Annotated in this window: 15 protein-coding genes; 6 read left to right on the forward strand and 9 right to left on the reverse strand. The window is 36.7% G+C overall.

Features of this window, described 5'->3' with window-relative positions:
• The first annotated feature begins 71 nt into the window (after positions 1 to 71).
• Positions 72 to 2,435, forward strand: a complete 2,364-nt coding sequence (gene secA2 / locus ACB089_RS21355; protein ID WP_374963825.1) for an accessory Sec system translocase SecA2 — start codon at positions 72 to 74, stop codon at positions 2,433 to 2,435.
• Entirely contained in the window at positions 2,435 to 3,334 is a 900-nt protein-coding gene (locus ACB089_RS21360) for an accessory Sec system S-layer assembly protein (protein ID WP_374963826.1), read from the forward strand. Before secA2 ends, ACB089_RS21360 begins: the two co-directional genes overlap by 1 nt.
• A 286-nt stretch (positions 3,335 to 3,620) precedes the next feature.
• On the opposite strand, the gene ACB089_RS21365 is transcribed toward ACB089_RS21360, so the two are convergent.
• Complete coding sequence (locus tag ACB089_RS21365; protein ID WP_374963827.1) at positions 3,621 to 4,523, reverse strand: LysM peptidoglycan-binding domain-containing protein; 903 nt, start codon at positions 4,521 to 4,523, stop codon at positions 3,621 to 3,623.
• 249 nt (positions 4,524 to 4,772) lie between these two features.
• Here ACB089_RS21365 and brnQ point away from each other — a divergent pair, with 249 nt between their 5' ends.
• Together brnQ and ACB089_RS21375 are read left to right on the forward strand one after the other, a co-directional pair.
• On the forward strand, positions 4,773 to 6,092 hold the full coding sequence (gene brnQ, locus ACB089_RS21370) for a branched-chain amino acid transport system II carrier protein (protein ID WP_374963828.1): 1,320 nt from the start codon (positions 4,773 to 4,775) through the stop codon (positions 6,090 to 6,092).
• 344 nt (positions 6,093 to 6,436) lie between these two features.
• Positions 6,437 to 7,822: a S41 family peptidase gene (locus tag ACB089_RS21375; RefSeq protein ID WP_374963829.1), complete on the forward strand. Its 1,386-nt coding sequence runs from the start codon at positions 6,437 to 6,439 to the stop codon at positions 7,820 to 7,822.
• 161 nt (positions 7,823 to 7,983) lie between these two features.
• On the opposite strand, the gene ACB089_RS21380 is transcribed toward ACB089_RS21375, so the two are convergent.
• The 5 genes from ACB089_RS21380 to ACB089_RS21400 all read right to left on the reverse strand — a co-directional run bounded on the left by ACB089_RS21380 (position 7,984) and on the right by ACB089_RS21400 (position 15,734).
• Complete coding sequence (locus ACB089_RS21380; protein ID WP_374963830.1) at positions 7,984 to 8,586, reverse strand: TetR/AcrR family transcriptional regulator; 603 nt, start codon at positions 8,584 to 8,586, stop codon at positions 7,984 to 7,986.
• A gap of 877 nt (positions 8,587 to 9,463) precedes the next feature.
• The gene (gene murJ, locus ACB089_RS21385) at positions 9,464 to 10,990 is read right to left on the reverse strand and encodes a murein biosynthesis integral membrane protein MurJ (RefSeq protein WP_374963831.1); all 1,527 of its coding nucleotides are present in this window, start codon (positions 10,988 to 10,990) and stop codon (positions 9,464 to 9,466) included.
• Entirely contained in the window at positions 10,987 to 12,087 is a 1,101-nt protein-coding gene (locus tag ACB089_RS21390; RefSeq protein WP_374963832.1) for a glycosyltransferase, read from the reverse strand. Before ACB089_RS21390 ends, murJ begins: the two co-directional genes overlap by 4 nt.
• Positions 12,084 to 13,229, reverse strand: coding sequence for a polysaccharide pyruvyl transferase family protein (locus ACB089_RS21395; protein WP_368636244.1), 1,146 nt, complete (start codon positions 13,227 to 13,229; stop codon positions 12,084 to 12,086). The genes ACB089_RS21390 and ACB089_RS21395 overlap by 4 nt, the downstream gene beginning before the upstream one ends.
• A gap of 240 nt (positions 13,230 to 13,469) precedes the next feature.
• The gene (locus tag ACB089_RS21400; protein WP_374963833.1) at positions 13,470 to 15,734 is read right to left on the reverse strand and encodes an S-layer homology domain-containing protein; all 2,265 of its coding nucleotides are present in this window, start codon (positions 15,732 to 15,734) and stop codon (positions 13,470 to 13,472) included.
• A 240-nt stretch (positions 15,735 to 15,974) separates the two neighbouring features.
• Between ACB089_RS21400 and ACB089_RS21405 the strand changes: the two genes are divergently transcribed.
• Positions 15,975 to 18,053 (forward strand): S-layer homology domain-containing protein, encoded by a 2,079-nt coding sequence (locus ACB089_RS21405; protein ID WP_374963834.1) that lies wholly within the window; start codon positions 15,975 to 15,977, stop codon positions 18,051 to 18,053.
• 185 nt (positions 18,054 to 18,238) lie between these two features.
• Here the strand turns inward: ACB089_RS21405 and ACB089_RS21410 are convergent, their stop codons facing one another.
• Positions 18,239 to 19,525, reverse strand: a complete 1,287-nt coding sequence (locus tag ACB089_RS21410) for an oligosaccharide repeat unit polymerase (protein ID WP_374963835.1) — start codon at positions 19,523 to 19,525, stop codon at positions 18,239 to 18,241.
• A gap of 186 nt (positions 19,526 to 19,711) precedes the next feature.
• Positions 19,712 to 19,939, reverse strand: a complete 228-nt coding sequence (locus ACB089_RS21415; protein WP_374963836.1) for a hypothetical protein — start codon at positions 19,937 to 19,939, stop codon at positions 19,712 to 19,714.
• A gap of 175 nt (positions 19,940 to 20,114) precedes the next feature.
• On the opposite strand from ACB089_RS21415, the gene ACB089_RS21420 reads away from it, so the two are divergent.
• The gene (locus ACB089_RS21420) at positions 20,115 to 22,040 is read left to right on the forward strand and encodes an S-layer homology domain-containing protein (RefSeq protein ID WP_374963837.1); all 1,926 of its coding nucleotides are present in this window, start codon (positions 20,115 to 20,117) and stop codon (positions 22,038 to 22,040) included.
• Between the two features lie 376 nt (positions 22,041 to 22,416).
• Here ACB089_RS21420 and ACB089_RS21425 read toward each other — a convergent pair whose 3' ends face one another.
• The gene (locus tag ACB089_RS21425; RefSeq protein WP_374963838.1) at positions 22,417 to 24,342 is read right to left on the reverse strand and encodes an N-acetylmuramoyl-L-alanine amidase; all 1,926 of its coding nucleotides are present in this window, start codon (positions 24,340 to 24,342) and stop codon (positions 22,417 to 22,419) included.
• Positions 24,343 to 24,554: the final 212 nt, after the last annotated feature.

A 24,554-nucleotide genomic window follows, 5' to 3' on the forward strand; every position in this document is an offset into this window, starting at 1 on the left:
CACCATTCGTAAAATTTGATAAAATAATGTAGTGTCTAGCATTTAGACAACTTTAAAGGAGCGTATATTTCATGTTCTCAATTTTTAAACGCAACGATGAGCAAACAAGTGCTCGTCAATTAAAACGCTACTATAAAATAGTAGATCAGATTAATAATCTGGAAGAAAAATATGTCAACAAGTCAGATGAAGAATTAAAAGAAATGACTTTTATTTTCAAGGATCGTTTAGAACAAGGCGAACCAATTACATCAATCATCCCAGACGCATTTGCTGTTGTACGCGAAGCCTCAAAACGTGTATTAGGTATGCGTCATTTTGATGTACAGCTTATCGGTGGTCTTGTTTTAACTGAAGGCAATATTGCAGAAATGCCTACAGGTGAAGGTAAAACGCTTGTCGCTTCCCTACCTTCTTATGTACGCGCATTAGAAGGTAAAGGTGTGCACGTCATTACAGTTAATGACTATTTAGCTAAGCGTGATTACGAACTTGTTGGTCAAATTCATCGTTTCCTTGGCTTAACAGTTGGTTTAAATATACCAATGATGGAGCCAGACGCAAAAAAAGAGGCCTATAATGCTGATATAACATATGGTGTCGGTACTGAATTCGGATTTGACTACTTACGTGACAACATGGCACATAGCTTGGCTGATAAAGTGCAACGTCCTTATCACTTCGCCATTATCGATGAAGTTGATAGTGTACTTATTGATGAGGCAAAAACACCACTTATTATCGCTGGGAAAATGGCGGCGAATGATGAATTACATCGTATTGCTTCTATGCTAGCTAAACGTTTTAAAGAAGAAGAAGATTACGATTTTGATGATGAAACAAAAGCTACTTCTTTAACAGATAAAGGCATTGAAAAAGTTGAGGCTGCCTTTAATGTTGATAATCTATATGATCTTGAACACCAAACGCTTTATCATTATGTTATCCAAGCTGTTCGTGCACATGTGATGTTCAAGCGTGATGTTGATTACATCATTAAGGATGACAAAATCGAGCTTGTTGATATGTTCACAGGTCGTATTTTAGAAGGTCGTTCACTATCTGATGGTTTGCATCAAGCAATTGAAGCAAAAGAAGGCGTAACGATCACAGAAGAAAATAAAGCACAGGCACAAATTACGATTCAAAACTATTTCCGTATGTATCCGAAGCTTTCTGGGATGACGGGTACAGCGAAAACACAGGAAAAAGAAATAAAAGAAGTGTACGCCATGGAAGTTATTCAAATTCCAACAAACCGCCCACGTCAGCGTGTCGATCAGCCTGATATTATTTTTAAAACACAAGAAGCTAAATATAAACATGTGGCTGCTGAAGCTAAAAGCCGTCACGAAAAAGGACAACCTGTCTTAATCGGTACTACATCGATACTGCAATCTGAAACAGTTGCTGAGCATTTGAAAAATGTAGGGTTAAAATTCCAATTACTGAATGCTAAAACAGTTGAACAAGAGGTTGAGCTGATTTCACAAGCAGGTCAAAAAGGTCGTATTACGGTAGCTACGAATATGGCTGGTCGTGGTACAGATATTGTGCTAGGTGAAGAAGTACACGAGCTTGGCGGCTTATATGTCATCGGTACCGAGAAACATGAAAGTCGTCGTGTAGATAATCAACTTCGCGGTCGTTCAGGTCGTCAAGGTGATATTGGTGAAAGCCGCTTCATTCTCTCTATTGAAGATGATATGTTCCGACGTTACGCAAAAGAAGATGTTGAAAAATTCTCAGCAAAAATGGTCGTTGACGAACAAGACATTATTCAAAATAAAAACGTTCACGAGCTTATTAGCCGCACACAGCGTATCGTTGAAGGTTCTCAATACAGCATGCGTGAATACAACTTAAAATTAGACGATGTGATTAATGACCAACGTACAGTTATTTACGGTCTACGTGACAAAATTTTAGCTGGCGAAAATTTATTAGAACAATTAAAGCAAATGTTCTATGAAACTGTAGACTTTGCAGTACGTGATGCAGCACCTGATGAATTACCTTCAGTTGAATGGGATTATGAAGGGATGGAAAGAACCTTAAATAGTCTCTTCCTTTCACCTATCACAATTGATAGAGAAGTAGGGAAAGTTGTCCCTATTTTAGATTCACTGCAAGCACCTGTTGAAGAATTAACTGCAAAGATGGAGAAGTTCGCTGAGAATGAACAAGTAGTGGCAGTTATTCCACAAGTAATGCTAAGCTACTTAGATAGTGGCTGGGTGAAACATTTAGAAGCCATGACACACTTGAAAGAAGGAATTGGCTTACGTCATTACCAGCAAGAAGATCCGATGCGAATTTACCAACGTGAAGGACTTGAATTATTCGGAAAGAATTTCCAAGAATTACGTCGTTCTATTATTATAGAAATCACAGGCTTCATGAAAATGATTGAAGCACAAATGGAGGTACAATAATGGGCTTATTTTCATTCTTTAAAAAATCGGACAAGGTTGTTCAAGAAAACACAATTGACTCTAAAGACTTATTAGGAAATACTACTACGGATAATAGCGATAATCGTGATGTTGTGACGAAGCTTTCATTCCATCCAGAGTGGGATGTTCCTCAGGAGCAAAAATACATTTTTAGTTTCCTTGCTAATGAGCTAGAACCTTTGAAGCCAAATCAATTATCACTTTCTTCTATTAGTATTGAAGAAGACCCACGCTCTAAAAAATGGCAAGTGCGTGCGTTTTTCCGCTCATCATTGTCTCAAGCAATCGAGCTAGGTGAAATTGAGCTTTACATTATGGATAAAAACGATGAGCTTGTAGCATCTAAAAAATTCGATTTTGCAGCACTTGGCACGATTCCAGCAGAAAGTGCTCGTCCATGGGTATTTGAATTTGAAAAATCAACGATCAAAGTCGATGAAGTACCAGAAGACGGCTGGAAAATTGCATTCAACCTTGTTTCCCTACGCGGTCACCAATTAGAATTAGATCCATCATGGGAAAAACAACTACCTGAAGCACAAAAAGAGGAGCTTGCAAAAATCGTCAAAACTTTACCTGAGTTAGGTGAAACAGAAGTAAACTTCACTGGCCTGCAAGCAAAACTTGCGGATAATGGTAGTTTAAATGTGTCTATCTTCATTCGTAACGGACATAATAAAGCTATTAATCTTGAACAATTACCACTAGAAATTATTGATGCAACAGGTAAACAAATTGCTAAAGGTTCATTTAAAATGGATCCTATCTTAACTGTACAACCGAACTCAACGAAGCCTTGGACATTTATCTTCCCTACAGAGCTTGTTGATGCAAAAGATGCAGATCTTTCTCGTTGGACAGCACGCGTAACACAATAAAGCGAAACTTTCATTTTACGGGGAGTTAATCTTGTACCTGACGCTTCGCTTGGCATACAGATAAATTACTACCCGTTTAGCTATCAAAATCCCTTCTTTTTCATAGAAAGAAGGGATTTTTTTCATTTGAGGTTTCTAGCGGCGATTTCTAACATTTTATCAGCGATTCCCACATCCTTATCAGCAATTTTCTCCTTTTTATCAGCGATCCCACATTCTTATCAGTGATTCTCTCTCACTCCATAAAAAAAACGATTTCTGCGTATATGCAAAAATCGCTTTCACTTTATTTGATCGCGTCGAATCGTTTATAACCTACTAATTTTGTAGACCAGTAGGAGTTTGTAACATCTGAAACTTCAACACCATCTGACCCTGAATGGATAAATTTATTATTACCAAGATAAATACCCATATGAGATATTCCATCTTTATACGTATTCTCGAAAAATACTAAATCTCCCGCTATTGGATTAGTAACTTGTGTTGTATTACCATAAAAATATCCTTCGCTACTGTCTCTTCCAATCTTTAAACCACCTTGATTAAAGGCGTAGTAAATAAAGCCACTGCAGTCAAGGCCTTCAGGTGTATTACCACCGTAGACATACGGAGTTCCTACCAAAGTATTAGCTACGTCTATTGTTTTCTTATAAATAGCTTGTCCATTAGCTGAGGGATCTTTAGACGTTTCTTTTGATGGTGTTCCCGCACCTGAAGACTTATCACCCTCTGGTATTGTAGCTGTTGGAGATAATTTTAACACCTGGCCAATGTAGATAGCGTCTGTCGTAAGTCCATTCCATTCTTTAATGTCCTTTAGTGTCACATTATATTGCTTAGCAATTTTTGATAATGTATCTCCTTTAACTACTGTATGGGAAGCAGTTGTTTGCTTCGGTGGTGTTGTTGGTGTTGTTGGTGTTGTTGGTGATGGATTTGAAGGTTTCCCTGCTTCATTCGTAGATGTTTTTGAAACCTCAAGCTTTTGCGCTACATAAATCATATCATTCTTTAATTTGTTCCAGCTTTTTATGTCTTGAACTGTTACTTGATGATTTTGAGCGATTTTAGATAAAGTATCTCCTTTTTGCACGGTATATGTAGCTGCTTCTGCGGTAGGTAGGGCTAAAAATGAAGTAGCTATAGTACTTAAAGCAAGGATTCTCAATTTTTTTGATTTTTTCATATCAAATTGCCTCCGTTCATGCTAGAATATTCCCTTGTGAGTCTATCATACTAGATATTAAAGTAAACAGAAATCGGAAAAACTGACTATTTTTCAAACATTTTATCAATCTTATTGAATACTACAAAATCCGACGAATTACAAGAAGATATTCATTGCAAGATTAGTATTCATATGGTAACATACACTTCTGTATTTAAAATTTTTAGAAAGTTTCATCTTTTCAATCTTAAAGGAGTTTTTATTTTTATGAAAAACATTTTGCTTTTCATCAAAGAAAATTTAGCAGTAGGTTTATTATTATTTGCCTTATTTTTAGGTGCTGGAAATATTATCTTCCCTCCATTATTAGGCCAACAAGCTGGTGAGCATATTACGTTAGCAATGATTGGTTTCTTAATAACGGGTGTTGGTTTACCACTCTTAGCAATCGTTGCGGTTGCGAAAGCAGGTGGGGATTTACAACTGCTTGCTAATCGTGTCAGCCCTACTTTTGGTGTGATCTTTACGTCAATCGTTTATTTAGCGATTGGGCCATTTTTTGCAGTACCTCGTACAGGTTCGGTGTCCTATGAAATAGGGATTGCCCCATTTCTACCTGAGTCAGTAGCAGATCATTGGGCACCACTTTTTATAACATCTGTATTGTTTTTTGCCTTAATATTATACTTAGCTATTAACCCTACAAAGCTTGTCGATCGTGTAGGAAAAATTTTAACACCTGCTTTATTGATCGTTATTTTAATTCTAGCGGTTAAAAGCTTTATTTCTCCAATGGGTGAACCAGGGACAGCTGTAGGAGAATATACTGTATCTCCTCTGACTGAAGGCTTTGTTCAAGGCTATTTAACAATGGATGTTCTAAGTGCGCTTGTTTTTGGTATCGTTATTTTACAAGCATTGCGTGACATGGGGATGTCAGATACTAAAAAACAAATCAAAACGACGATTTTCGCCGGAATTGTTGCGGCTATTGGTCTATCATTTGTTTACATCTCGCTTGGCCAAATTGGTAACACTAGTATAGATGCAATTGGCGCTTCTGATAATGGCGGTGTTATTATTGCAAAATCCGCTAAAGTTCTATTTGGTAATTTTGGAAGTGTTATTTTATCTACTACTATTTTACTAGCGTGTATATCAACTGCTGTAGGATTATTAACTGCTAATGCTACGTATTTTAATAAGTTATTTCCAAAAATATCATACAAAACATTTTTAGTAACTTTCACAATTTTTAGTGCGGCTATTACGAACGTAGGTCTTTCTACAATCATTAGTGCATCACTACCTGTATTATTAATGATCTATCCGCTAGCAATGGTGCTAATGGTACTGTCGCTTGTCGATCATTTCTTTAAAGGTGGACAAATCGTTTACATTTTAGCTTTAATTCCAACATTCTGTGTTAGTCTATATGATGGTTTAAAGGAAATGAATATTAGAATTGCACCCTATGAGAACATTTTAAATGCTTTACCTTTATACGAACAAAGTCTAGGATGGCTTGTACCTGCGATTATCGGCGCACTTATCGGCTTTATCATTCATAAACTTATGAAAAGATAAGAGAGTTTTTTAATCTCATATCCAAAAGTTCAGGATGACATTAGCGGAGGCTGGGCAATCAAGTCAAGGATGAGGCCCTGGAGCGCGAGTGAAGCGGTTCATCGTACGCCCTCAGGAAGCTCTGCTCTGTGCGAAAGCAAAGCGTCAGCACCAAAGCTTCCAGTTGGAACTGGAATCACCCCTATGAGCCTTCTACATTTATTAAATAACTAGAATCTGCTTGCTTTTGCGACTGTTTTCGCAAAATGCTTGCAGATTCTTTTTTTCAGTAAATTCCCTCTATCTCTATTCGCGGTTATATGGAAATTCATGTATAATACAAGTAATTAGAAAAGAGGTGTCCTATGAAAAAATTAGTGTGGTCTTTCGTATTTATTCTAAGTTTCTTCATCTTTCCATTTGCAAACGCTTCTGCTGCAAGCAATGAACAACAGCTTGTAAAGGAGATCAAGGAAATTATTGAGGCAAAATATGTTGGGACGATCAATGGGAATTTACAAAACGCCAAAACAATCCCAGAAATTATTGATATGCTAGACCCTTATTCCACATATTTTACGAAACAGGAGTTTGAGGAATTTATCAATAGCATCAATCTATCAACAATTGGGATTGGTGTAGTCATCGAAGAGCATGAAGATGGCATTCATATTTTACGAGTATTTGAGAATAGCGGTGCAGCTAATGCCGGTATCGTGGCTGGAGACATTATTACTGCAATTAACGGGCAATCTGTTGTAGGAAGCGCCACACAAGAAGCCTCATCCCTCTTAATCGGTGATGAGGGTACTAAAGTAGAAGTGACACTCCAACATGTAAATGGTAAAACTTCTACTACAACCATTACACGAAAAAAATTCACATTACCAAATGTGGAATCTGAATTACTATTTGGGAATGTTGGCTATATTGCCATGTCATCCTTCTCAGAAGACGGTGCTAAGCTTGTAAAGGACGCGCTTGTTCAATTAAAACAGCGTGGTGCAACTTCCTTTATATTAGATTTACAAAACAATGGTGGTGGCTATGTGGCAACAGCTGAGGAAATGACAGGGCTATTCCCACAAGCAAAAATTGCTTATTTACTCGAAGAAGCACATGCCTCTTATAAAGTACGTGCAGCCCATCAAAACGAAAAATTTCCGGCTAATACACGTATTCTAGTAAATCGCTATAGTGCTAGCGCCTCTGAAATGTTAGCAGCATCATTACAAGATCAGCAATCTGCTATTTTATATGGGGAAACTACATATGGGAAAGGCGCTATGCAGGGCTTTTTTGAATTGCATGACGGTAGCTATTTAAAGCTTACAGTCGGTAAATTTACAGGTCCATCAGGGAAAACAATTAATGAAGTTGGGGTAAAACCAAACATCCAAACAAAGACTGCACCTATTTTCCAGGCCCATTACGATGCAATAAAAGAACAATATACACATTACAAAGAACTAGTAAGCTTAAAAAATGTACCGTCTACTAAAACATTTACAGTGAAATTATCTCAAGCACTCTCTTCGCAGATCGCTGAAGGTAGTGTTCAGCTCGTCGGTTTAGGCGGTAAAGAAGTACCAATTACAACAAAAGTTGATGGTCAATCATTGCTTGTTACCCCATCAAAACCGTTAAACAGCGGACAAGAGTATATGCTTCTTGTTCATCCATCAATTCAAAAAGAAACAGATAAAAAGCTGCAACAAGGCATTTATCTTCGTATTACAGTAAAGAAATAAAAAATGGGGCTGGGACAAAAAGAAAAAATGTTAAACCGATACCATTTCGGTCTAACATTTTTTTGATTTAGGAAGGAACACTCTACTCATTGAAGCGAAAAAGTTATTATCTGTTTTCGCTATTTTTCAAAATAATCGAGTTCTGTCCCAGCCTCATTTTTTTATAAATGTTTATATTTATCTTCTCTTAAAAAGTATAAGTTAATTAGTTCATTTGCTAGCTCGCATGGCAGTTTTTTTTGTTCAAGTAAAGTTGTTAATATTAAACGCTCCAAGGATCCTACAAAACTATCTACAGCCACATTAATGTCTACACAATATAATTGTAATAGATGCTCACAATCATGGAGGTGTATAAGGGAAATTAACTGCTGTGTAAGCTGAGATTTAACGACAACTGACTGTTCGGATTCAAATAATCCAATTTTCGTTAACTTCGGATTTTCAAGTATGTAGACGAACAACATTTTTATTTTTTGCTTCAGCGTTCTAACTAAGCCTTCTATTCCCTTTACAACTTCCTCTGAATGTTTACTCATGATTTCATCAAATCCACGCTGAAATCGTTTATTCAGATCGTTATAAAGAGAGTCCTTACTTTCAAAATATAAATAAAAAGTTGGCTGTGTTACATTGGCAGCTTTTACAATGTCACTAATTTTTGTATCATGATAACCTTTTTCAGAAAATAGCTCTACAGCCTTTTCAAGCAATAATTGTTTACTTCGTTCACCATTTGAATTAATCTTCCTACCTCTTGCCATACTTTCCACCTTATCTTAGTTTGTAGTTCCTTCAAGTATCATTATTACCAAGTAATGCTAAATTATTAATATGTCCGGCTCATCACCATAACGTGTGGTTGATTTCGCCTTGGCGTAATTGTAGCTGTCGCACAGAAAACATTTGTAGCTGTCGCTTCGCTTTCGCGCAGATAAATTGCCACAAGTCGTGGTGTTCTTAGACTGACTGAGTTCCTCTATTTCAGTAGATGTATGGACACCCATTGAAAGGGAACGACATCCTCATTCATCTCACCACCATTAGAGGTAGGAGTCTTCTACTGAATGAAGATAAATGGCATACGTCTTAACGAATGGCATCCACAACTTTTGGTGATGAGTCATATATTCAGCAATTATACCTCTTCATAATTGCGTCCGGATTCATCTTATCACCTATAGAGATGGGAGACTTCTGTAGTAGACGTTTTATTTTCTCTACAAAAATATTTTGCTAAAATAAGTTAAAAAATTCCACACTATCTGAATAAAATTATTATAATACAGCCCCTATTTTTTTACTATAAAATATTGTGAATATGACATTTTTTTTGCAATAAGTACTTATTGTGTCTAACTAATCCAACTTTCATTTCCTATTTTAGGATGGAGTCTTACTGCCCTTTAATGCGGGATAAATAGCAAAGAAGCTACTGCTTGTGTTCGTATTTATAGGTATACTTTGAAGATTTATCGAAACAATCTCTCTCTTTATCGAAACTATTTGTGCTTTTATCGAAACAATAACTCGTTTTACCGAAACTTTTTAGGCTTTTATCGAAAAACAACCTCTTCCTATTTTAAAAAAAATACAAAAATGGGTATCTAAGAATTTCTTCTAAGATACCCATTTTGATTACTATTGTTTTAAAAGTTTTCTTTTTAGTTTATCACTAAATTCTTTTACTTCCTTCACGCCAAATAATAAATAGGAGCCTACAAGCACAGCAGCAAAAATAACAAGACCTACAATGAAAGTTAACCACTTGTTATCAAATACTAAATACTCGCTTGAAAAGTACATAACAACCGTGATAACGATCAATGGTGGCAATGCTCTGAAAAATTGTAGCTCTTTGCTGAAAATACCCATTTTCAGATCATATTTAATGCTTGCATATACTACAAGCATGATAAAGTTCACAATAGAACTTATTAAAGTCCCCCATGCAATTGAAACTACCCCAGTTGCATCTACCATTAAGAAAATAACTGCCATGTTTACTCCAAATACATTTAGTAAACTAAATACTACAGGTGCCATTGAGTCACCTTTTGCATAGTAAAAGCGTGTAATGTATCCGTTTGCTGCAAGGAAATACATAGAAAGTACAAAGACGGCCAGTACTGGCGCTGTTGCAGCTGTATCCTCCGCAGTAAAATTGCTGTATTCGAAAACAACTTGAATTAGACTAGTCGAATAAAAATAAGAGAAAATTGTCACTGGAGCAAGTAACAGTAACAAGTAATGTAATCCCTTTGAATACAAGCTTTTTATAGAAGAATGGTCATTATCAGATTCCTTTTGACTTAAAATTGGATAAATAACTGTCGTTACGGCCGTAATTAAAATAGCTTGTGGGAATTGCATCAACTTAGAAGCATAGTTAACAGATGATACTGCTCCTTCTAATGATAATAGCCCTGCTACATAGCGCTGTAGTAGTGCATATAGTTGAATCGTTGCACCGCCAAGCATAATAGGTACAACCATTATCCACAACTCTTTTGTTGATACATTTTGTTTAAAGGAAAACCCTACCTTAAACGAATCTAATTTACGGTAACCGATCACTAAGAAATACACCATCAGTATCGCACTTACAAATGCACTAATACCATATCCAATTGGACCGATAGTATACGATAATACAACTGCGATCACTAAGAAAACAGCATTGTAAATTAAAATGGCAAAGCTCGATAAATGAAATTTTTGATTTACATTTAGTAAACCACTATACCAAGAAGATAAAACAAGAAATATAGAGGATGGCATCATCCACAAATAAAGATTTCTTGTTAAAGCCACTTCTTCCTCGCTAACAATCTTATCCGTTTTAAAGCTATCTAAAATTGGAGTAGCAAAGACCATCCCAATCAATGTCATTACTGTCGCTGTTATAGCAACTATTGTAAACGACTGTTTTACGAATAGTCCTTTGTCGGTTGATTCTCGGTTATAAATTGAAATAAAAACAGTTGTAAATGCTCCTCCAACCACTAAATACAAAAAGTTTGGAATCATATACGCAGTAAAAATACTGTCAGAAGTATGACCAGTACCAAATTGGAATCCGATAATCATTTCACGTAAAAATCCGAAAACACGGGCAACAATATTAATAATCGCAACTGCCCCAATTAATTTTATAAACTTATTCATAAGCCATCCCTACCTTCGATGGCCGACTTATAAATCGCTATACAGCGAGCTGTTATATTTTTTTCATCGTGAATGGTTAAAACCTTGTCGACCGCTTCACGATTCATATATTGATCTTTTGGCGTGTTCACTGCACGCAGCATCTCCTCAGATAAAACCATAGCGTTTTCGGGCTCCACTAAATGCCCTGCGCCTTCTCCAAGCAAAGATACAAGTCCACCTACATTAGAAGCAATAACAGGTGTATCTGTCGCTAAAGCCTCTAATGCCACTAACCCAAAACCTTCTAAATGGGATGGTAATACAAAGACATCACTTGCCTGAAACCACTTCACTAGTTCTTGTTGTTTTAGTGGATCTATAAATTTGACGTCTTCACTGATTAATGGTTGCAAGGATTGGAAAAATGCTTGATCTCTTCTAGAACCTACAATATTTAACTCTAAAGGACGAGATACTTTTGTTTTTAGCATTTGGAAAGCTTGTAACAGCTCCTCCACGCCTTTTTGCTTAATCACATTTCCTACAAATAAAAATCTGAATGGCTCAGAAGCTAATTGCAGTTCTTTGCACACTGCTGCTTGACTTCCTTTGGTGAAAACCTCACGATTCACACCCATGCTAACGATAGAGATTTTACCTTTTTCAATCCCAAAATCTTGTTCAATTTGTTGAGCTAAGACAGGACCTACTGCGATAACATGTTCACTTTCACGTAAAATACTGGCTGTCCAATTGCGAATTCTTGTACTCTTTTTCGCCATACGCTCAATATCGCCGCCATGTGCTGTAACGATAAACGGTATACCAAACATTTTCTTTAATAGCAACGACAGCATACCAGATGGGAACACATAATGTGCATGTGTGACATCAATAGACTTTCTGTTTTTTAAGCCTTTCATTAATGTCGATAAGCCCCATTTTGTATATTTCATAATGGTGTTTTTCTTACCTGTCGCCGGATTTGTATTTACTGATATATCTACGTCTAGTCCTGCTTTTTCAAGTGCAGTGACTTGATTTTTCACAAAAATACCGAATGATAAATGATCAGATGTTGGATACATATTACTAATGACGAGTACTTTTTTCATAGACGTGTCACTGCCTTTTTCATTAATTCCTGACCATGCATGGCCTCTTGATGAATATGGGTAGCAATTTGTTTCGTCTCTGCAATTGACTGCTCCCAATTGCTACTTAGTTTGCCAACTACTGTGGATAGAGCCTTCTCATCATCCTCTATATCCTGCATTTGTAAGCAACGATCTGATGCGCCCACAAAGGACATAAAATCCTGTACTTTTGTATGATAGGATATCGCAATAATAGGCGTTTCCGAATCGGTTGCCAAAATAAGTGAGTGTAGACGTGTACCGATGATAATGTCCTGCTCCTCAGTTACCTCAAGTAATCGCTCTGGCACCAAATTTTCCTCAATAATTTCTGTATGTGCACGTTGTTGCATTTTTTTCTGAATATCCTTCGTCACAGTGACGTCTTGCGGGAATTTCGTGGCAAAAAAGGTAATTTTGACATTATGCTCTGAAATTACTTTATCTAAATTTTTCGCCATACCAGTAACGTACGCATCATATTTTTCAACATTTCCCTCTGGCCAATAGTTTGCATTATAGTATGGAACCGCTGATACACCTATCTTAATTGGTTTTTCTGCGTAATTTTGACGATCCCTTTTTAATGTAAATGCAGGATCACCAATGATTTCTATTGGCTTTTTCACCCCAATACTTTGCAAAAGCTTCTTGGACTGGGGATCACGTACAGAGATACTTGCTGCATAACGACACATCGCACGAATACTGATTTTTCCAGAAAAAGTATCAAGTGGTCCAGCGCCACATCCGTATATAATGTAGGGAATATTACTTTGTTTTGCCATCATTGCATACGCTCCATACAGGTGAGCCTCACGTTTATAGAAATCCATTAAAATACCACCGCCACCAATGATGAGGAGGTCAAATGTTGCTACATATTGTTTATTATTTTTAAATGTATGGATAAACGTTTTAAATAAATTACTCTTTCTGTAATACAATGGATAGCTGTGTACCCCATAACGTTCGGATGTTTGTTGTGTGTTATTACTAAAAACGGTAATGTCATCACTAGTTACCGAAAATGTTTGTTTTACTTGTTGAAGAATGCCGTATAATATTGATTCATCACCATTATTATCATTGCCGTAATTCCCCACAATGCCTATTTTCATTAAAAAACATCCTTTTACTTTTTAATACTGAGATTATACCACAATTGTACATTTTCGTTCTTTTTAAAAATAGTAAAAAAAAGGCGAGCTTTAAAGGTCAATACTAGTTCTTGTCGTATGGTAAAAATCAACTATATTTCTATCTACTACGGCTCCCTTTGCTTTAAAAACAAAAATAGCAAACTAGATAAAATACTACTAGTTTGCTATTTAGGCAAAACCTTTCTTTAAGGACTACTGTTATTGGTGGATTGCTCGATATAGGAATAATCCAAAGTGAGCGCGACTAATCGCTTCATTTGGCTTAAAAGTGTTATCACCATAGCCAGTTGTAATATTATTTGCTGCTAGTTGCTGAACATATGGATATGCCCAATGATCCTTCGATACATCTTTAAAGTTAATGTTACTTGTTCCTTCTAGGTCATAAGCTAATGCTACAACCTTCGCCATTTGTGCACGCGTTAAAGTACCATTTGCATCAAAGGTATTGTCGCCTTTACCACTCATAATACCAGCCTCAACTACAGCTGCGATTTGTTTATAATAAACATGATTTGCAGGAATATCCTTAAAGCCTGGATTTTTTACATTTGATGTATCTAAACCAAGTGCGCGACTAATAATTACTGCCGCATGTGCACGTGACAGTTTATCATTCGGTCTAAATGTGCCATCTGCTTGACCTGTAATAATATTATTTTTTGTTAAGTACTCAATTTCTTTATAGTATACATAATCATCTGGAATATCTTTAAACAAAGAAGGTTTTGCTACAGTCACCGCAGCCTCTGCACTTTTTGTTCCTAAAGTCGCTATTACCTTACCAGTAGCACCTGGATTTTTAGCTGTAAACTTACCATCATTAGTAATAGTACCGATATTTCCTTCTACCGACCATTTCACCTGTGATGGATTGTAAACTAGAGGTTTGCCACCGTCATCCTTTGCATCCATAGTAAATTTGACAGTTTCGCCAGCACTTACTGTTTTTGATTTTGGCGCAACGTTCAATGTTGCCGGAGCATCTACTACTTTCACTTGGAATGATTCAACAGCAGTGCCATCGTGATTGATGTAAATTCGATCATTACCGGCTTTCGTTGCCGTATAGTTTAAACCATTAATGTTTAAAATATTATTCTCAGATGTTAGCGATAAATGACCATCGAGTGGAAGTGCATTATAGTTCTCATCTAATACATATTGTACTGCTATACTAGACGAAGCACCTTCTAAAAGAGTTGCATAGTTTGTACTATTTGTCTTTTTAATATATTTTCCTTTACCAGTTGGTGCCGTACTGACAGCTTGTAATGTTGCAGACACAAGACGTTGCGTGTTTCCTGAATTGGATGGTAGGTTCGCTAATACGACATTATTGCTACCGTAATTTCGGATACCCATTGTTGTTGAGCCGCCACCATCTAGGTTAATTGCTTGATCGACACCAAGCGATACTAAATAGTTAGCAAGTTGAACCATATTCATACCTTTACTATGGCTTTGACGTCCATCTACCGTAATAAAGTGTACTTTCTTTCCATTTTCACTTGTCGCAACAACTGTACGTGGCGCAACCTCTTTTGCACGAGAACTAGATGTGCTCATCATAATGTAAGGCTTATTATCTTTTACTAAATACGGACCACTTGCCATGATAAATTTTGCATCCTGCCACTGCTTATCAATAGAGAAGTTAACACTCAGCTCATCTCCAAGTGCTATTTGACTTAGCTTATTGTGCCAATCTCCCCCTTGTAATGAAACAACAAAGCCAGTTGGAGGAATAGATATTTTATCTTTTGATCCATAAGGTGTAATTTTTGTAACTTTTCCTGTTAACGTTTGTCCAAATTTATTTTCAGTAATTGGCGCAGCTGTATCAACTACGATTTCAAAACCATATTCATTTGTATTTGTTGTTTTACTATAAAATTGTGGTGTGTAAATCATCGATTCGTTAATATTACGTTCACGATTCATTCCTGACATGGCATAATTTGTACCTTTATGAGAAAGCGTTACATCAAAATCAAAATAGTCAATCTCACCGCGGCCATCTGCTGTCATTCCGAAAGCTGTAGGGACATTCATATATTGATCGGTGCCGTTTGAAACTGCTCCACCGTTTAAAATAACATTATCTTTAGCTAGTAAAAATAATGGGTAACCTTCTGACATATTGAAGAAACTTGCATTAATAGCACCGACTACACGATTCCCCTCGCGTGAATTACGATTAGCATTCGCTACTGTCGATTCTTTTCCATTGACTGTTGCAGGCATACCCAATTGTACCTCTGTCATTGGCTCATCGACATTTACCGTAATATGATTTATAGAATTTGTATAGGTATTTTTGTATGTATATTGTTTATACTGTATACCTTTCGATAATGGAATATCCTTCGTAACTGTTTGGAATGCATAGGCATTCAATGGACTAACAACCATTGACAATAATACAACTAAAACCAGTAAATTTTTCGCTATTTTTTTCATTTTTTTTTTGCGCTCTTAAGTAATATAGAGCCCTCAACTCTCCCTTCGTATGCTTTACTTCTATAACACTATCAAAAATATGCCAAAATAGCTATGGAACATTTAAGCTATTTTCCAGTTTTCTAGGAATTGTCAAGAATGCTATTCATATAGTCTCATTTTGTGATTTTTCTAACGTTTACCTTTATCGTGACCCTATAACTTTGTTAAAATGGTGTAGAAGTTTAGGAGGGTAAAAATATGAAAAAACTATCAATCATTGCAATGCTCATGACTGTAGTCGGCTTGCTTTTTTGGCAACCCCAACAGGCATCTGCTGCTGATGAACTCACAGGGCATTCCCATGAAAAGGGACTTCGCTATTTAATTTCCAAAAATGCATTAGTAAAAGATGCAAAAGGAAGTTATCGTCCAAATGATAATGTGACACGCGGAGAATTCGCTTCTTATTTGGCAAAGGCCATGAATCTTCAAGAGACTAGCGATATAGTCTTTAAGGATGTCCCAGATACATATTTGCATGCAAAAGATATTAAACTTGCTGCTTCAGCTGGGATTATTACAGGCTATGGAGATGGTTCATTTAAACCGAATGCCGCTATTTCAAGACAGCATATGGCGATTATGCTAGAAAGAGCTATTGATTACTTAGAAATTCCTAAAGGTACTTCTTCTATTACCTTTAAGGATAATGCATCTATTATTAAAGACTACCGCCAAGCAGTAGCTGTAGGTGCCCAATTAGGAATCATTAAAGGCGATAATGGTTACTTTATGCCTAACAAAAATGCAACTATTGGACAAGCTGCTACGTTTATTCACCGTTTAATGACACTTGCTGGTGATCCAAACGATGGCAACTCAAACGGCGGTAAGCCAAACCCTGGTGATCCAAACGACGGCAACTCAAACAGCGGTAAGCCAAACCCTGGTGATCCAAACGACGGCAACTCAAACGGTGGTAATACAAACACTGGTGATCCAAACGACGGCAACTCAAATGGCGGTAATCCAAATCCTGGAGACCCGAATACAGACGCCTCCAAATACGTTATTAAGGAAATTTCAAACGGCACACTTGTTGGCAATCAAGGATTCTCTACCTTTGCAGATGCTGAAAAGGCCATGACAAAAGATACACAAGTTATTGTTCAGAATGACAAAATTATGAAAATGTCTTCAGGCTATGTCGTGACAAATAATTATGTAGCACTAAAATCTGAAACAATTAATGACTCGATTGGTGTTGCACCTAATACAGAGATGGAATACCTTGGCAGTGATGAAACACAAGTAAAAGTACGTTTAGCTGGTCAAGTCGGCTACTTAAAACACGCTGATGTTACATTAATCCCATTTTCAATGAGCAAAGGTCGCTCTTACTATACAAATGAGAATGGTGAAATTAAACACACGCTCTACGATCACAAAACAAATAAATATTCTTCTAGCTATGTTTACGGAAAAGCACCTTCTTTCATGAAGCCAGGTGAAAAATACTACAGCTGGGATGGCATCTCTTTCACAAATGGAAACGGGTCTTCTAAAGGCGACGCCTATAACTATTATCAGTTTTTACCTGCTCGTGCAACAACACAATACACTGCCGAAGAACTTGATGCTTATATTATGCAGAAGTTAGCGGAGATGGAAAGTACGGGGATTACTCTATATAAAGATGCAACAAAGAAAAGTAAGTTAATCGGTTTAGGCAAAACATTAAAAGAAATAGAAGCAAAATCACAAATTAATGCGATGCTAATATTATCACTTGCACAGCATGAAAGTGCTTATGGTATGAGTCCTCATGCACAAGACTTAAATAACTTATTTGGTTTGTATGTATATGATACTAACCCACTAAACAAAAAGTTTGATAGTATTGTTGCCAATATCAATGAGCTTGTTGATAAGTTTTTACAGCCAAACTATATCACGCCAGGTGGTTCACCAGGCAGAAACTTTGCCAACGGTGCTGTAATTGGTTCAAAAGCTCTTGGCTTTAACGTAAAATACGCTTCTGACCCATACTGGGGTGCAAAAATTGCAGGACATTACTACCGTGCTGAAAAGGCATTAGGCTTTAAGGATGCTAATAACCCATATACGATTGGTATCACAACAACGCCTGGTTTAAATGTTCGTACAGAAGCATCTACAGGTAATAGTCCGCTATTCACGTATGCACGTAGTGGAATGCCTGTTATCATCACTAACTCTGCTACAAACGGCTGGTATGAGGTTCTTTCTGATAAACTTCATACAGGAACAGCTTTTGTTAGCAAAGACTATGTACAAGTGATCAATACCGTAAAATAAAAAAGAAGTCGTCCTATCATTAGGACGGCTTTTTCTATGTGAAGAAAGCAAAGCGGCGGATAGAAGAGCCGATGTGACGGATTGGACCATCGAACTGACGGATAGAAGATCTGATGCGGCGGATAGAACGCCCCATATACAAAAAAGAGATGCCTCAACTGACTATTGAGACATCTCTACTATTGTTAATATGAAAGTTTTTTATCGTTATCGTCCGTTTTTATAACCGCCGAGGCTAGGATAACAAAGCCAAGCATTAAAATAAATATTAAATCAAGTAAGCCTGTATGCATAGACACTGTAAATAGTGTAATGACAAATGCATAAGCTACTGAGTGGAAGCTACGAATACCGCCCTGCTTCACTTTATTATAAATTAATGAGATTAATACACCATATAAGAAGAATCCAATCCCTACAAGTACATAACCGCCATCTAAGAATAACTGACCGATAAACGTAGGCGTTGTTGTTCTATTAGGACGTGTAATATATTTACCTTCTTCTACACTTAGTGAGTTTACAACTTCTGTTACTTTCATACGAGGTGACACTTGTTCACCTGATCGAATCGTATTAAAGATACCAGCATGAAGTTCACCATTTAGGTAACCTTCCTCTTGCGTATATTCAATAATTTTACTTAAAACAATATGGCCTGTTACACTCTCACCATTTAATGAACGAATCCATTTTGGCGTTAAGTTAACTTGCTGCTCTACTGTTAACAGTTTTTCTTTTTCTGTTTCAGTTAATTCTACATCTGGTTGTTCACGGCTATTAAATTCCTTCGTCGTATCCTCTGATACAACACGTAGGAAACCAAACATTGAGAAAGCTACTCCGATGACAAACAGAGCTGAAAGGAACCATGTTAATTTCACACGCTTCACAACATAATGGAAAATAATAATACCAGTAAATAACATAATAATTAATGGTGTACGGTAACCCATTAATAGGAACAAGAACATCACAGCAGCATAAATAGAACCGTATACTAATACTTTCTTCCATGTCATGTGCTTTTCTAAAATCATTTTATACGATAATAACAATAAAACTCCAAACCATAATAATTGGGCAAAGAAGTTTAATTTTGGATCAAGGTTACGTCGACTAGATTCATCAGAAATTCCGAATCCTCCACCAAAAATCATTAATAAATATGAAGCTAAACCAAGTAAAGTTAATAATACAATAAAATGAACAACATATTTCCCTAAGAAAGATAAACCAAATGATGGGATTGTCCATTGTAATTTATCAATAACGTACACACCGATGTAATAGCATGCAAGTGCTAAAAATACCGCTGGCCAAATTGATACTTGTACATTAAATAACTCAAATCGATGGAAATCGAATAGACTCGTAAAGAAATATAGCACTAATATAAAAGGTAAAAAGAAGTACGGTGAAAACGTATCAATCTTATTGACCTTTGCTAAAGTTTGTTTCAATTTATTCATAAATGTCATACATCTAGGTAGATGTGATTGCCCTCCTCTATCGCAAATCATAGTTGTGTCTTTTTTTCATTCTTATACAAAACAAAAGTTATTATATCATAAATACAGATAGACTTATAGAAAGGAATGAAGTGATTTTATATAAAATTATGCAATAATTTCTCATTCTGCCTAATTAATGGCCCATTACCATAACGTGTGGTTGATTTCCGTTCCGACTGGGCGCTTTGTTGCTGACGCTTTGCTTTCGCACAGATAAAACATTGTTGCTGACGCTTTGCTTTCGCACAGATAAAACATTGTTGCTGTCGCTTCGCTTTCGCACAGAAAACATTTGTTGCTGACGCTTTGCTTTCGCGCAGAGCTTCCTGGGGACGTCCAATGAGCCGCTTGGACCGAAAGATTGTTGGTCATGAAGGCGTTATCACAATCCCTACTACCATCAACTTATACACAGAGCATACGTCTTAACAAATGTCATCCAATTTAGTGATGTGCCAAATTTTAATGATTCATCCATTATTTATGTGTAATATGAGTAATGTAGTGCAATTTTGATGAAAAATATAGAACTAAGGATGTGGATTCAATGAAGAAATTATTCATTTCATTACTTGTAGCATGCGCTTTTATGCTTATAGCTTTTTTAGCACCTACACAAGCTAAAGCAGCACAGAAAATCGGTGTCGTTTTCTCTGAAAGTAGTGAAAAATACGCCAATACAACACACCCAGTTGGAACATTTAATGGCCAGTCTGTTTCTGAAAAGGTTGACTATAGCTCCACGTATAATAAGGAACTTAAAGCATTTCTTCTCTATCAGCAACAAGGCTTCCAAGTAGAGAAGATTTATGAGAAAGACTTAAACAATTTAGAAAATTTAAGTGAATATGATGCAATCGTCTTTGCCTATACAGTCATGATGAATCATCAGCAACGCGAAAATGTCAAAATGTACGTTCGAAATGGCGGTGGTGCAATTTTTGCCTTCCAGACAGCGCGTAATGAATCAACAAAATTTCCTAAATCCGGCCAAATGGATCTTTCTCCATTAATCTATGATGTCGATTCTTGGGTAATGGAGTGGGATAATTTAACCGAGGTATTCAATTCACGTTTTATTGACGATATCGTATTAGGAAATTCCACAATAAGCAATATTAATACTGTTCATCCAATTATTCAAAATACAACAAAAGAGCTTGGCAAAAGCAAGCTTACTCTAACAAAAACAGATCGTGATTGGGTAGAAATCATTAAGCCTTGGCAAGGGGGATCTGCAACACCTATTTTATATTTCTCAGATTACAATTTCACAGACAAGGCTAAAACAATGAAAAAGAATGAATTTGGTGCTGCTCATGCTATCGAATACGGTAAGGGCAGAGTTGTTCAAATTGGATTCAAAATCTATGATTATATTAATATTGATGCTAAAGCTGATTGGCAAGATCACGAAAATGGTGCTGCCTATTCAACTACTACTGGTGACAAAGATGCACAGGTATTTTTGAAGAATGCTCTCAATTGGGTAGCCGACAATCATAATGGCTATGTGCCCCGCCGTTATAATCTTTCACTTTACTCTGACGGGGTGCAAGCTTATGTAGCACCGTCTGGTAAATTTGTTTTCTACTCTACTGTAACGATTAAGAACAATGGTAACGTACCAGCACGTGGTACATTGAAAGTAGAAATTCTAGACGCAAACGATAAAGTGGTTGGTAAAGAGCATGAGCGTTATATTCCAGGCCTTGCCGCTGATTCCACAACAGACAATGCTGATAAAAAAGATATTAGTACCCATACCGAAAAATATCAAATTTCTATGCCTGGTAATTTAGCTGCCGGAACATATACGATACGTACATCCTTTATAGAAGGACGTGATGATCGCAAAAATGCTAATGAAAAATTTGCAACGATTGCAGAAATTAAAACGCTCACACGCGCAAAAGGTTCCAACAAAGCAACAATTGCTGCCGCACCATTCTTCCCAGATGTAGCATCATCGAATGGTGCCTATCATGATATTAAAAACTTATATGCACTTGGCATTGTAAAAGGTTCTAACGGGAAATTTAATCCACAGGGTACATTGACTCGCCTTCAAGCAACAGAAATGATACTGCGTGCATTAGGTATTCCAGCATCAAGCTCAGCTACATTAAATGCGAGTGACATCAAAGCAAGTGAGTATGGCTATACAGTTTTAGCAACAGGCTTACGCCACGGCATTATTGCATTAGAGGATGGCAAAATCAATGCCCACCAGCCAATGACGCGCGCTGCTATGGCAAGAGCACTTGTCAACGGCTTCAAGCTACAAGGCCATACGAATCATACTTTCACAGATGTACCTACATCTCATGCTTATTATAAAGATGTCCAAGCTTTATATGCACTTGGCATTACAACAGGCTATGCCGATCATACATTTAAACCAAATGGTACAGTGACACGTCAAAACTTCGCGCAATTCGTAAACAGAACACTCCATGCAAATTCAAAATAAGTAAGATGCTACTTTGGATTCATGATAGGTTGTTTTCGGACAGCTGATAGAATGCTTCTATTCGCTGATAAAAGTATTGGAATCGATGATAAAGCGGCGAACAGCATCGATGATAAAAGTGCTGGAATCGATGATAAAAGTGCTGGAATCGATGATAAAAATTCAACATCGCTGATAAAAGTGCCGGAATCGATGATAAAAACTCAACATCGCTGATAAAAGTGCTGGAATCGATGATAAAAACTCAACATCGATGATAAAAGTGCTGGAACCGCTGATAAATATGCCTTATCGCTGATAACATTCCTTTTAACCGTACAAATCAAGCACAAAAGAGCTACATGGTTTCATTATCTGAACCATGTAGCCCTTTTTATTATTGCTTCGAGTAATACTCCAAAATTCCTTTGTAAACAGATTCAGCAAATAACTCAGCATATTGATCATCCGTCATTTTAGCGTTGTCTTCATTATTTGTAAGGAAGCCTAGCTCGACTAAGATAGATGGAATAGCCATGTTGCGAATTACATAGTATTGCTGTTCTTTGACACCACGATTTTTCATTTTTAAGTTATTAACAATTTGATTGTTTACAAATGTAGCAAGATCAACGTCTTCCTGATGCATGTCCCCTGTTGAAATAGCATAATATGTTTCAGTGCCCTGTGCAGAAGTATTCGCTGCTGAGTTCACATGGATACTTACGAAGACTTCACCGTAATTAGCATTTGTAAAGTCAACACGGTCTTGTAGTGAAGGATATGTATCCCCCGTACGAGTCATCAATACCTTCGCACCCGCAGCCTCTAGCTTTTGCTTCACAAGTGTGCCAACCTTTAATGTGATGGCTTTTTCAGAATTAGAACCTACAACCGTTCCAGGGTCCTTACCACCATGACCTGGATCAATAATGATAATACGATCTTTTAACGCATTACCATTTTGATTTAATAACTTTAAGTAAGATTTATGGACATACCCTGTTTGACCATTAGAGGTAACTTGTGCCCAATAGCCGTTAATACTGTTCACTTGCACATATTCGCCCTTTTTCAGCTTACTTACTACCGTAGAAGTAGAGTTAGCTTCTGTGCGAATGTTTAAATTGTCAACTGTCACTCGACCAAGTAAATCCCCTGTAACTGATGGCGTTATTGGGTCTGGAGTTGGAGTTGGAGTTGGTTTTGGATCTGGAGTAGAAGGCTGTTCTACTTTAACATCCTCTGTACTATTTGCCATGATATAACCTGGTAATCCGTTCACTTCTGTTAAATAGTAGCCACTTACCGTCTTATAAACCGGTAATTTCACTTTACTATCGACAGTCGAAATAACCTTTGAAGAAGATGTTGGTTTGACGTAAATATTTATACTTTGTGTTGTAGTAACTTGCTTTTGAACATCCCCTAATGCATTACCGTCCGCATCTAAAAACTGTGCATACTTTTTATAAATATAAGCATAGGTATCTTCTGATGAAACTTTTAACCAATCTCCTTCAACTGCATAGACTGATAGTTTACCACCTTTATTCACTGTACCCACAATGTTAGCATTAGATGAAGAATCTTTGGATTTACGAATATTCAATCCGTCAGTCGTTGAGGAAACTAATCCAATGACCTGTGATGGATCAGGTACAGCTACACCTTTAACAGGTAGCTCTAAACGATACTTTTCACTTTTCGCACGCGCTACAAATAACGCAAACTGTGCACGTGTCACTTGGCGATCTGGGTAATAATTTTGACCGCTCCCTTTTGTAATACCATTATAGTAAATCGCATTCACGTATTGAACGTAGTCATGTGTACTATCTACGTCCACAAAAGGAGAATCGATCTTTTCATATTCACTTGTATCAAGCTTAAATGCTTTCGTTAATACATAACTCATTTCATCACGAGTTAAAGGTTTGTTCGGTAAGAATTGTCCCTTTGTATTTGTTTTAAAGTAACCAAGCTGTACAGCACGTTCTACATAACCTGAAAGCTCACTGCCAACTTGAACATCTGTGAAGCTTGATTTATTAACAACTAGTGGTTTATTACCTGAAGCAACAACAACCATTTTGGCAACTTGTCCACGCGTTACGTTATTATTAGGTTTGAAATACGTTTTTCCTTTTTCTGTATACCCTTTAATCACACCTAAATTCACTAAATAATTGATCTCTTCATAAGCTTCATGCTTTGAAGAAATATCTTCAAAATTACCACTTGCACTTGCATTATGTATGGTAAAAATAGAAGCTGATATGAATAAGATGCATAACATAAGACAGATTTTCTTAAGATACAATGTCTTTTTTCCTCCCTCCCTATTCTCATATCCATTTTAACAAAATTTAACACTTGAAACCAGCATACAAATGTAACTATTAGTATTTTTCGGGTTTATATCAAAATATAAGGATTATGTCATCCGCAACTTTTGGTGAAGAGCCAAATATAAACTCTCTTTCTTTTATAAGTGACTCGAAACAAAAAAGAGCTACATCGTTCACTATGAAC

Origin of the sequence: Lysinibacillus sp. RS10 (genome assembly GCF_041956855.1) — a bacterium.
Lineage (GTDB): Bacteria > Bacillota > Bacilli > Bacillales_A > Planococcaceae > Lysinibacillus > Lysinibacillus xylanilyticus_A.